Origin of the sequence: Emticicia fluvialis (genome assembly GCF_024793945.1) — a bacterium.
GTDB lineage: Bacteria > Bacteroidota > Bacteroidia > Cytophagales > Spirosomataceae > Emticicia > Emticicia fluvialis.
The window spans coordinates 51,285-63,015 of the sequence record NZ_JANUSD010000003.1 but is presented as its reverse complement, the minus strand read 5'-3'; the positions used below and the strand labels follow the sequence as shown (position 1 = coordinate 63,015).

Here is an 11,731-nt window from a genome sequence, read left to right as displayed (position 1 = left end):
CATGGTGCGATTAATGGGATACGGAGTGTAGGCGTTGTAGATAAAAAGTACTCGTTTCAATTCCTACATGGTGCGATTAATGGTTTAAGGAATAAAAATGCTTTTATAGCTAAAGGGTGTTTCAATTCCTACATGGTGCGATTAATGGCAACAATAAATAACGAGCATAAAATATTTGTTTTAAAGTTTCAATTCCTACATGGTGCGATTAATGGTGCTTGGCAACGCAGTAACAGACGACATAGTAGAAAGTTTCAATTCCTACATGGTGCGATTAATGGGCATCCGCTGAATCTGATAAGACCCTTAAGGCACTTAGTTTCAATTCCTACATGGTGCGATTAATGGGGTTAAAATAAGCCTTTACTTTTGCTTTCTCTATTTGTTTCAATTCCTACATGGTGCGATTAATGGAAGCGCACAAAGGTATGCAAGGTACAGGTTATGTAGAGTTTCAATTCCTACATGGTGCGATTAATGGAATTAGCTGCAAACTTGTGCGAAATTCCGGGGATTTGTTTCAATTCCTACATGGTGCGATTAATGGTTTTGGTGATTACCAGGATCTGCTTTTAACTGAAATGTTTCAATTCCTACATGGTGCGATTAAAAGTTTAACTAGCAATTGGCGACAAGTCGAAAAGGTAATGTTTCAATTCCTACATGGTGCGATTAATGGTATGTATAAAAAATCAGGTGGCGTAATTGTAACGGAGTTTCAATTCCTACATGGTGCGATTAATGGCAGAATTTCAGGACTGTTGCTACACGCTTCAACCCAGTTTCAATTCCTACATGGTGCGATTAATGGTTCATGGCGCGATAATGTTTTTTATGGCTACCGCGGTTTCAATTCCTACATGGTGCGATTAATGGGAGGGCTATATTGATTATGTGAACGGTAGAGCTGAGTTTCAATTCCTACATGGTGCGATTAATGGTCAGTCCGGCCACACCATCCGTAAATGGCGTTAACAGTTTCAATTCCTACATGGTGCGATTAATGGAATATTGTTCAATTTAAACTTTAAAAATTAAGAAAAGTTTCAATTCCTACATGGTGCGATTAATGGTAAGTTACAAATTAGGTTACAAATTGTAAAAGCCGAGTTTCAATTCCTACATGGTGCGATTAAAAGTCCTTCAACTACTTCAGACCCTAGTGCTGTGTTTAGTTTCAATTCCTACATGGTGCGATTAAAAGAGAGAAAGCGCCATTGACGAAGAGGCATAATGATTTGTTTCAATTCCTACATGGTGCGATTAAAAGGTCTTCATCTGTTATGCCATGGGTTGCAGTTGCGTCGTTTCAATTCCTACATGGTGCGATTAAAAGTCTCCGGTTGTTTCAAGGTCTATTACCGCCAGAGGTGTTTCAATTCCTACATGGTGCGATTAAAAGTACCCAAACCTCTATATAAACATCTTGCGTTTCCATGTTTCAATTCCTACATGGTGCGATTAAAAGCACACACAGAAAATGAGCATAATAACAAGAATTTTGTTTCAATTCCTACATGGTGCGATTAAAAGACTCCGTTGAATTTCCAGTCTTTCTTTAATATACTAGTTTCAATTCCTACATGGTGCGATTAAAAGAAGAGAAATTAAGAACAGAATTGGCTGCTGAAAATAAGTTTCAATTCCTACATGGTGCGATTAAAAGGTACGGTATTGATTGTAGATTTGAGTCTACTGAAAGTTTCAATTCCTACATGGTGCGATTAAAAGAAACTTTAAACTGGATGTCAAATGGCATGAATGGCGTTTCAATTCCTACATGGTGCGATTAAAAGTCCGTTCGTCTTTAATGTAGTTGAATTCGCTTTCTTTGTTTCAATTCCTACATGGTGCGATTAAAAGGTTTGCATTCATTTTTAAATATACAAGTCGCACATTTGTTTCAATTCCTACATGGTGCGATTAAAAGTGAAATTGTACACTTTAGATCCGATTTTCTCATTGGTTTCAATTCCTACATGGTGCGATTAATGGTAAAACGAGCTTAAACTCAGGCAGACAATGTGCGCGGTTTCAATTCCTACATGGTGCGATTAATGGCGGTGCCTGACTATCAATAAAACCAATTTCTGATTGTTTCAATTCCTACATGGTGCGATTAATGGCCCAAAACCCCGAGGTTTTTAAGATAGTTGCCTCGCGGTTTCAATTCCTACATGGTGCGATTAATGGCCGTTTTGAAAGGGGCTTTGCAGGTGCTATTTTAGGGGTTTTTGAGGAGAAATCCAAATAAAAAAGTCGTCGACCTCCAATATTAGGTTTTTCCCTTATCATCGACGACAACCTGATGCCCGTCTGCAAACTAACGAAGGTAGTAATTTATTAGAATATACGATGCGGTGTTCGGTTTCTGCATTTCATCATCTATTTAATACCATACGTCAATCAGGGTTTGGGGGGTGGGAGATTATCTGTATCTTAGGGCTATTGATTGTTAAGGCTTTATTGATGCAAAACTGGTTTTTCAGATATAAACTCCATCATATTCCGTTCTGGATAGGGTATCATCTGCTCTGGATGCTCATTAACGTGGGTAACCTGCACGATGCCTTCGCGTATCTTTTTCTGGGGCCGCTGCCGGTTAAGTTTCTGGGTTATATTGTTTTTCAGGCACTGGGCGCCTATTTTAATCTGTATTATCTTATCCCGCGGTTTTTGTACGTGGGGGCTTACCGCACTTACATTGCGCTGGTTATTATTACTATTCTGGTTTGTTCGGCTCTGATTACGGGCGGGTATTATCTGGCTCCGTATTTCTCGGGTCTCAGTTTTTATGAGATGTTTGGTCGCCCGCCATCCGACTACCCGTTTATTTTCGCTATCAATGCGCTGCCGTCAACAGCGGCCAGCATGACTTTGGCCATGAGCGTAAAGCTGGGCAAAAACTGGCTGGAAGCCGAGAAGAAAAGGCTCACGCTCGAAAAAGATAACCTGGAAACAGAGCTGAAATACCTGAAATCGCAGATTAATCCGCACTTTTTGTTCAATACCATTAATTCTATTTTTGTGCTGATACACAAAAACCCCGACAGGGCGTCGGAGTCGCTCGCTTCGTTTTCAGAGATGCTGCGGTATCAGCTTTATGAGTGTAACGACGAGGAGATTCCGCTCAGCAAAGAACTGCATTTTGTAGAGAATTTTATTGAACTGGAGTCGCTGAGGCTGAACGAAAACCAGACCGATTTGCAGTTTGAGATTAACCACGCATCGGCGCAGGGCGTTCGCATCGCTCCGTTTATGTTGCTGCCTTTTGTTGAGAACGCCTTCAAGCATGTGTCGAAGGGCAAAGGGCGGCCGCATTTTATACGGATGTGCCTGGCAGTAAAGGGGCATCAGACCCTTGAAATGCAGATTGAAAACAGCAGAAATGATGCACCTGCCACTGCACACGGGATAGGCTTAAAGAATGTGGAACGGCGGCTGAATCTGGTGTATCCGCATAGGCATAAATTATGGATTGATACTGACAAACAAACGTATCAGGTAAACCTGACCATAGATTTGAAATGAAACTCAGGTGTGTCATTGTAGACGACGAACCACTGGCGGGCGAGGGCCTGCTGAAATACATGGAGGTAATTGATTACCTTGAGGCTGTGGCTGTGGCTGAGAATCCGCTTGAGCTGAACAAAATACTGGAAAATGAGGCCATAGACCTGATTTTTATGGATATTCAGATGCCCCACATGACGGGGCTGGACTTCCTGAAAATTAAACCTAAGCTGCCTATGGTGATTATTACCACAGCCTACCCCAACTATGCGCTGGAGGGGTTTCAGTTTGATGCCGTTGATTACCTGCTGAAACCCATTACTTTTAACCGTTTCTACAAAGCCACCAACAAGGCGCGCGAACTGCATGAGCTGAAAAATAGAAAGGCCGGAAACCACACCGTAAGCGCCGAGCCAGACTACCTGTTTATTAAGTGCGAAAGCAAGTATGAGAAGATACTGATAGACGAGATTCTATTTGTGCAGGCCCTGCAAAATTATGTAATGATATACACCAGCCGGGGTAAGTACATGACACTGCTGCCACTGAAAGCGGTGGAGGAATACCTGGACCCTCATAGATTTCTACGGGTGCATAAGTCTTATCTGGTGGCAAGGGCCAAAATAGCGAGCATTGAAAACAATGACCTGACGATTGGGGGGCATCTGATACCGGTGAGCCGAACCATGCGCGAGCAGGTGATTGAGCTGGTGGTGAAGAGTAGGCTGTTGAGTAAATAGTGAAGTTATTTTTTGAATGTCGATCGCAGAATGCCGAATGTAATTGCAGAAGGCATGGGGCAGATGGGTAAATTTTTTAACCACGGAGTGTCACTAAGTTTAAAGCACAGAGTGTCACGGAGTGAGTTTAGAACTGAATATACAGTTTCGTGTCTTGCTCAGAGAAACTCTGTGGTTAAAATATGTCAATTAATTCTGCTCAATTTTACAAATACTTCATCTCTATATGCTTTACTTCGCCCTTGCCGCCGGGTTTGCCTGATACATTGAGGCCTACACGGGGGGCTCTGTCCCAACGGGGAAGCCATAAAGTGTCTACTTCTGCCAGTTTGTTGCTGCCATCGGTTTTTTCGCCTTTTATTTCCCAACTGAATTCATAAAAACGGCCGTTGTAGCTTTGCAGTTTCAGAGTTATTTCTTTGTTGGTCTGGGGTATCTCCTGCGTTTTTATTACCTCATGCACGCCGTCTTTAACGCGCCATAGCTGCACCGTATTCTGCATTATTCCGTAGCCTAAGGCGTTGTTGGCATCGCCGTAAATGACAATGTTCTGCATTACGTCAGCCTTTGGCAGCACCTGTGCCGAGAAAGCAAAACTTCCATTTTTGATATTGAAACCAATGAAGTTTCCGGTTTGGGTAGTGTTGCTGTTTTCAATCTGTAGTGTTCCGTTTTGAACTGCATAAGCAGGTTTTGGCTGGCGCACATCGAATATCCATCGCAGATTAGGTATATTCTTGCTGAAATCTACCGAAAAACCTTCATAATTGGCTACACTGGTTTCGGCTGGCGATTCTGCCTGTTGAGGAGTAGCCTTGCCGTAACGGAAAGCAGGCCACCGGGTGGTTTCGTTCCATACCATTTCGGTCAGCACGCCTTGTCGGCCCACGTAGGTGAAGTCGGTGCCGCTGTAGGCATGGTGCAGGTAAAAATAACGGTTATCTGGCGTGGTTACTACGGTGCCGTGTCCGGGGCATTTCCATGCATCGCCACTTACCAATATGGGGTTACCTGCGAATTTTGTCCAGGGACCTTGCAGTTTTTCTGCCCTTGCCACGCCCACCATATAGTTGCATTTGCTGCCGCAGCAAGAGTTGCCCGAATACAGCATGTACCAGTATTTGCCACGTTTAAAGATAGATTGCCCTTCGGCACCGCCGCCTTCCCAATCGTTTTTGTTGGCTGATATCATTGTAAATGCTTCTCCGGTTACTTTCAGTCCGTCGGCTGATAATTCGGCACCCAGTAGTTCGATGGTTTTGCCTTTGTCGAGTCCGTAGGCTTTCCAGGTAATGTACAGCTTGCCTTTGTCTTCCACCACGTAGGCATCAATGGCTTCGTTTGTCCATTCAATAATCAGTCCGTGGTCGGTGAAGCCTTTTTTCAGGTCTTTGGTAGTGGCTACGCCAATGTATGATTGCTTGTCTGATTTCCGGCGGGCGGTGTAATAGACGTAATAGGTGCCGTTGCGATAGAACAACTCAGGTGCCCAATAGCTGCCCATTGTCCATGTCGGTATTTCATTAAAAACCGGGCCGAGATATTCCCAGTCGACTAAGTTTTTGGATGTATAAATCGGGTAAGCCGGTGCCCATTCAGACGATGTTCCGGCGGCATAATAGGTGTCTCCCACACGAATGACCGACGGGTCGGCAAAGTCTCCGGCAATAACGGGGTTTCGGTAGGTATTAACAGGGGTGCGCTTCTGAGCCTGTATGCTGAAAGCAAACAGGAATGTAAGTAAAATAAATACGCTTAATGATTTCATCAGGTTGATAGATTGAGTTATCTGACGAAGAAAAGAAAATATTATGACAATTAAAAGGGTATTGTGCAGAGGCCAAATGACAGCCGCGAGATTGCTACTGAAGAATGAGTAAGCGAGGGGAATAAAAAAACTATCCTTTACTAATTGTGGTAAAAGGATAGTTTCCGGATTGTAAGAAGCACACTGTTTTTAAAGTTTGTATCGAAGCCCCAGGTTGATAAGGCCGTTGTAGCCCACTGAGGTTTCGCCGTAGACCGAGAGATTACCGCCTATTTCAATACCCACCGGCACTACGTTGAAAGCAAAAAAAGTATGGTTGTCTTTGGTGTTCTGGAATTTCTGCGACGCAAACGAAATACCCGCCCCAACGCCAGAGTACAGGCGCAACAATGATTTGTTATACCAGTGGTAGTCTATCCGCGGTATAAAGCTGAGGTAACTACCACGGCTGTCGCCCAGAAACTCGTTATTGCTGGTGTTGTACACCTTTTTCGAGAAACGCTCGCTTACTACATCAATACCCAGTTTTACCCGGCCTGTGCCTGCGGTTTTTACGCCCAGCACCAACGCGCCAGAAAAACTGGCGTCTTCGTAACGTACGGTGCCGCCGGTAACGGTGGTGCTTAGGATATCGCTCAGGCCTTCGGCAAACTGCGGCATGGTCAGCAGCCCGTAACCGGCGGTAATGGTAAATCTGGGTTTAGATTCCTGCGCAACCGCGCCCGTAAAAGTGCCTAATACAAGGCAAAGTAGAATGATGTTTTTTTTCATGGTATATTTAATTGATAAAGTCGTGTAGGGTTTCCCCCGTGCCGTTATAACCAATACAAGGCCGATATTGTTCGGGCTGCGTACAAATATTGAAGGCGTAAATATGTGCCTCAACCTGTGCCCTTTGCTAAGTTGAATATTCTTTCGATATTTGCTTTGCTTCAAAATCTGAAAAAGAAACGATATGCCTGATACAATTAACTGGGGGATTATTGGCTGCGGAGACGTAACCGAAGTAAAGAGCGGGCCTGCCTTTAACAAGGTGCCGGCCTCTGCCCTGATAGCCGTAATGCGGCGCGATGCCGCCCGGGCTGAAGATTACGCCCATAGGCACGGCGTGCCCAAGTGGTATGCCGACGCCCATGCGCTGATAAACGACCCGGCCATCAATGCCATTTATGTGGCCACGCCGCCATCAAGCCACGAGCTGTACGCGCTTGCAGCCATAGCAGCAGGCAAACCCGTGTATGTAGAAAAACCAATGGCCGACGATTACGCAGCCGCCATGCGAATAGCCTATGCCGCCCAAAAGGCAGGCGTAAAACTGGTGGTGGCGCATTACAGGCGTGCGCAGCAGCGTTTCAGGAAAGTGAAGGAACTATTGGCCGGACACGCCATCGGCGATGTGCGGCTGGTGAGGCTGGAGCTGGCCAAGCCGCCGCTGACTGAACACGAACTGGCCGACCCGCGGAATGCCTGGCGCGTAGACCCCGTAACGGCCGGAGGGGGGCTGTTTCATGACCTGGCTCCGCACCAGCTTGATTTGATGTATTATTTCTTTGGCGACGTAGAAAAGGTAACCGGACTGGCGACGAATCAGGGGGGATTGTATCATGCCGACGATATGGTGGTGAGCAATGTGCTGTTTAAAAACGGGGTGGTTTTTAATGGCACCTGGTGTTTTAATGCCGCACAGGCCGTTGATTATTGCGAGATTCAAGGCAGCAAAGGCAAAATCAGTTTTGCTGTTTTTGGTACAGATAGTATTACCATAGAAACCGGCGGTAATACAGAAACCATTCATTTTGATGCCCTTGCACACGTGCAACAACCCATGATAGCCGCAACGGTGCAATACTTTTTAGGCAACGCCCCCAACCCCTGCAACGGCTTTGAAGGCGCTGAGGTGATGCGGATGATAGAAAATAGTTGTGGCGCGAACTTGTAGTTGGCGGTAAGATTAGAAGCCGGTTGCTATAGCTACTTTTTCCATGATTCAGGATAGATGGTAAACTTCAACAGTATAACCCGGGGTAGGGTATTGGCGCTCATGGTTGACTGGTAGTTATTGCCCTGCTCTATGGTTATTTGCTGTTTTGTATTAAAAATGTTTCTGGCTGCCAGAGATACTTTTAAAGCATTGTTTTTTAATAAGAATTTACCTACTTCTGCATCTGCCAATAACTGGGTGCTTGTGGTGCCGCTTTGGTTGATGTTCAGCCTTAAACCATTGTCAACAAACCATTTATTGCCTATGTCGGCTTCGCTTTTTAGATTTACTGTATGATTAATGATGGCATTGTTCCGGATAATCCTGAACTGAGACTCCCAGTTGGCCTTCAGATTAAATGTGCTTTTCAGTTTTAGTGTTGTATTTACATTCAGATACGCCAGGTTTAGTTGTAACGGCGAAAGCGCTTCGAGGGTTTTTGTCAGGGAGTTTATCTGATACATGCCGCCCATAAAGAACCAAGAAAATTTACTTTTAAGTTTTATCTGATACGCGCTGAAATTCAGGTTCCAGTTGCTTACTGGGGCCGGGGCATTGATGAAGCCCGAAGTAAATATATTCAAATCTGGCTGGTAAAAGTTCTCATTAATGACAGCGCCATTGAGCCGCTTATAGTTGAAGTTGAGGTTAAACTGATGCCCGTTTCTTGTCTGTAGGTGCGTAGTGAGTTCAAATGTTTTCTGCTGATAGGGATTCAGAAACAAGTTGCCCACAGTAATCTGATTCAGATGGCTGCTATCCGGTGGTGTAATCAATGCGATTGCTCCGGGTAAAAGAGGCTCCTGAGCGAATCTTGCCGATAGTTTTCCTGATGGAAAGCGGTACTCTATTTTAGTGAACGGATTAAACAAAAAAGAGGGCCTGTCTGTAAAACAGTCTTTTAGGGTTTGCCTGCGTATATGCCAGTAAGCGTAGGCCAGCCCGCTGATGATGTCAATCTTTGCGCGCTTGTATAAAACATAGATGCCGGTTTCAATAATTTGGTTATTGATAGAATTGGCGGCAGGCACCGGCGGATTGCCCTCAATCGGCCAGGAAGTATGTTGGCGGATGGAATAGTTCTCAAACATGCCTTTTAGTTTACCTTCTATCAGAAACTGGCTGGACAGCGGTACAGACTGCACCAGCTGAACGGTTTGGGTGGTATTATTCTGTCTTTTGTTGATTATCTGGTTTTGGTGCAATCGGGCAGCGGGGTTCTGCAGTGAATTGTCAAAATGGTTTGAATCTGCCTGAAACTGGTTGTCGAGCCTAAAGTACAGTGAACTTACAAAGCCACCCCGGCGGCCTTTCTGCACCAGGCTCAGTTGAGATATGTGGTTCAGTGTATTGATATCTTTCTGACTTCGGGAAATAATTAAAGTGTTGGCAGGTACGTTTGAAAAACCGGTAATGGTGGTGTCAGTTACCGACCTGCTGTGGTTTTGATGGTTTAACTGGCTGGAAACGCGCAGACTGGTTCTTTCGTTTATATTCCATTTCAGATTAATGTTGGCGTTTATGTTTCCGATCCGGCTTTTATCTTGCATTTGGCTATTGATTGTCTGGGAGACGTTGGGGTAAAACTGCTGTTGCGTAGAGGCCTGCCGGAAAGTCTGGCGGTTGAAATTACCAAAAATGAATCCATCAAAGGCCAGCTTCTTTTGTTCATGAGTGAAGTTGAGGCCGGTATCAAAATATTTGTTAATGCCCCTGAACCGTGGCCCCAGTTTCTCTGTATTGTTTTCTATGGTGCGCGGTTCATACAGCCCTATAACCGAGCTACTGGCATTTAAAGCGTTTCTGAAAGTGTTGAGAGATATTCTGTCCATAACTTTGGTATCAATGCCTGTTTCATTAATTGAGTTGGCCGTTGAAAAGGCATTGACAAACCCATTCTTTGTAATTTTGTTGACACTTGCCCTGCCGATATAGTTTCGGTTTTCTCCTGTTCCGGCTTCTAAATCACCATAAATGCCATCTTTTTTCTTGTCCTTCAGTTTGATATTGAGCACATTTTGTTTTTGTCCGTTGGCTAGTGTTTTTTGTATAAACTCCATTCGCTCAATCATGTCTGCTCTGATACTTTCAAGCGTCAGTTTCGATATTCCTCCAAAAATCCGCTTTCCGTCAATGGTTATTTCCTGCACGTCTTCACCTAAAATGCTTACGCTTCCAAAAGAAGAATTCAGACCATTGATTCTATCAAAAAGTGTAGCCGCTGCGGCATGGGGGCGGGCGTCGGTATCGGCAATATTTACAAAAAGGGTGTCGCCGCGGCGTTCAAAACGGTCTTTTTTTTCTTTTACAACCACCTCTTTCAGCTGGATGCTTTTTTCTTCAAGATTGATGTTAAACCGGTGGTTGTTCTTGAGCGTATCTGCTAACCAGGCTTCTGTTATGGCAGCGCAGCAGTCTGACTGCACCAATAGCTTGTAGGTGCCATGTGCGGCCACGGCGATATCGGTGCAGGTGGAATGCACTGTTTGCTGAGAGACCATTTTTTCTGCGATACCCGAAACCCGGATAAGCCTGATGGTGTAATTTTTTGTGTTGGCGGTTGCCCTAACACAGACACGGACGTGCCTGCTGCCCTGACCAAATGAAGTAATGAAAGTGACACAGCACAGCAAGGTTGCCAGGCACGGGGAACGCATAAAGGGTGGGTTCAGAGGTTTTTGGATATTACCACATACTAAACCTTTGTGGTTGGGTTTTTATTTTGCAGGGATAGTTAAAAAAACTTAATTAGATAAAACATAACCGGATTTTTTCCTTTTTTTGCAACAAAGATAATCCCATGAAAAAAATATTTATTTTGCTGGCGCTAACTATCCATCATGCTTTTGCACAAAGCAGTTTTTATCAGGTTTTAGATAACAAAACCGTAGTTTCGGTTTTCTATAAAGAGACCGCCCGCCTTGATACCGAACCCACAACAGTTGTTGATGAAAAAAACAACATGACTATCATTACCAATTATTCGAAGGGTGTCAATCGTTTTTCTGTTACCAGAAACCTGGCGTTTAAGGGCAAGGATGCGCCTATACTGAAGTTTAAAATTATGCGCGTGCAGGATAAAAACAGCCGTTACAGCATAGATACCCATGCACCGTTTGCCAGTGATGAGATTTCTAAAATGGCGGTTGAAAGTTATCTTCCATTGGTTAAAAAAAGTATTACAATAAAGCTGAAAGAGAGCAATGAACTTACCAAAGCTGAAGGAGAAATAATTGAGCTTTCAAGGGTTGATTTACCCGAACTCCACTCACCGGGCGCTTTGTCGGGGGTTTTGTTGAATAGGCCGGAAGGTACCACCGGCTGGACAGACAGTATTGCCGTTCGAGAAGGATATTATGTAAATAGCTATGTGGTTCTGGACGAAGCCAAAAAGCAGTATAAATTAAAAGGATACTTTGCGCCTGTTAAAAAATCAGCGGATGCTTCCTTGAAAAAGAACGATGACGATTACAATAATCTGGTGCCGGGCAAGGGCATACAAGCTGAAAGTGAAATAGTAGAAGTAAAGTATGAAGGGGTTATCGGCATGTCTGAAAAATACCCAACGCTTATTCAGAATATTGAATTGGATGTTTATTCGGCTATCAATTTAACAATTATGGGTCGGATCGAAAGCAATCGAACCAATAATAAAATCAGATTAATCAATAAGGTGGAAGAGTAGTGTCTGGTGATTTTTTAATTAGTTTAGTGTACTTTTTGCCACTA

The 11,731-nt window shown here is 44.2% G+C and carries 7 protein-coding genes and 1 CRISPR repeat array (1 of these 8 running past the window's edge); of the genes, 4 read left to right on the top strand and 3 right to left on the bottom strand.

From position 1 onward, the window contains the following. Positions 1-2,193: a CRISPR direct-repeat array (repeat unit 30 nt; unit sequence GTTTCAATTCCTACATGGTGCGATTAATGG); it reaches 933 nt to the left of the window's first position. Positions 2,194-2,469: 276 nt separating this feature from the next. Next, complete coding sequence (locus NZ848_RS04090; protein ID WP_259014465.1) at positions 2,470-3,531, top strand: sensor histidine kinase; 1,062 nt, start codon at positions 2,470-2,472, stop codon at positions 3,529-3,531. After that, entirely contained in the window at positions 3,528-4,253 is a 726-nt protein-coding gene (locus NZ848_RS04085) for a LytR/AlgR family response regulator transcription factor (protein ID WP_259014464.1), read from the top strand. Before NZ848_RS04090 ends, NZ848_RS04085 begins: the two co-directional genes overlap by 4 nt. Before the next feature lie 205 nt (positions 4,254-4,458). Here NZ848_RS04085 and NZ848_RS04080 read toward each other — a convergent pair whose 3' ends face one another. Together NZ848_RS04080 and NZ848_RS04075 are read right to left on the bottom strand one after the other, a co-directional pair. Beyond that, entirely contained in the window at positions 4,459-6,021 is a 1,563-nt protein-coding gene (locus tag NZ848_RS04080) for a glycoside hydrolase family 43 protein (RefSeq protein WP_259014463.1), read from the bottom strand. 189 nt (positions 6,022-6,210) lie between these two features. Further along, on the bottom strand, positions 6,211-6,792 hold the full coding sequence (locus NZ848_RS04075) for a hypothetical protein (protein WP_259014462.1): 582 nt from the start codon (positions 6,790-6,792) through the stop codon (positions 6,211-6,213). A gap of 184 nt (positions 6,793-6,976) precedes the next feature. On the opposite strand from NZ848_RS04075, the gene NZ848_RS04070 reads away from it, so the two are divergent. Next, positions 6,977-7,960, top strand: coding sequence for a Gfo/Idh/MocA family protein (locus NZ848_RS04070; RefSeq protein WP_259014461.1), 984 nt, complete (start codon positions 6,977-6,979; stop codon positions 7,958-7,960). A 32-nt stretch (positions 7,961-7,992) separates the two neighbouring features. Here NZ848_RS04070 and NZ848_RS04065 read toward each other — a convergent pair whose 3' ends face one another. Further along, positions 7,993-10,659, bottom strand: coding sequence for an outer membrane beta-barrel family protein (locus NZ848_RS04065; RefSeq protein WP_259014460.1), 2,667 nt, complete (start codon positions 10,657-10,659; stop codon positions 7,993-7,995). Positions 10,660-10,802: 143 nt separating this feature from the next. Here NZ848_RS04065 and NZ848_RS04060 point away from each other — a divergent pair, with 143 nt between their 5' ends. Further along, complete coding sequence (locus NZ848_RS04060; protein ID WP_259014459.1) at positions 10,803-11,687, top strand: hypothetical protein; 885 nt, start codon at positions 10,803-10,805, stop codon at positions 11,685-11,687. Positions 11,688-11,731: the final 44 nt, after the last annotated feature.

What these genes read in the sequence shown, in the direction of transcription:
- NZ848_RS04090 (WP_259014465.1), top strand. Translation starts at nt 2,470, where the DNA reads ATGCAAAACTGGTTTTTCAGATATAAACTCCATCATATTCCGTTCTGG.
- NZ848_RS04085 (WP_259014464.1), top strand. Translation starts at nt 3,528, where the DNA reads ATGAAACTCAGGTGTGTCATTGTAGACGACGAACCACTGGCGGGCGAG.
- NZ848_RS04080 (WP_259014463.1), bottom strand. Translation starts at nt 6,021, where the DNA reads ATGAAATCATTAAGCGTATTTATTTTACTTACATTCCTGTTTGCTTTC.
- NZ848_RS04075 (WP_259014462.1), bottom strand. Translation starts at nt 6,792, where the DNA reads ATGAAAAAAAACATCATTCTACTTTGCCTTGTATTAGGCACTTTTACG.
- NZ848_RS04070 (WP_259014461.1), top strand. Translation starts at nt 6,977, where the DNA reads ATGCCTGATACAATTAACTGGGGGATTATTGGCTGCGGAGACGTAACC.
- NZ848_RS04065 (WP_259014460.1), bottom strand. Translation starts at nt 10,659, where the DNA reads ATGCGTTCCCCGTGCCTGGCAACCTTGCTGTGCTGTGTCACTTTCATT.
- NZ848_RS04060 (WP_259014459.1), top strand. Translation starts at nt 10,803, where the DNA reads ATGAAAAAAATATTTATTTTGCTGGCGCTAACTATCCATCATGCTTTT.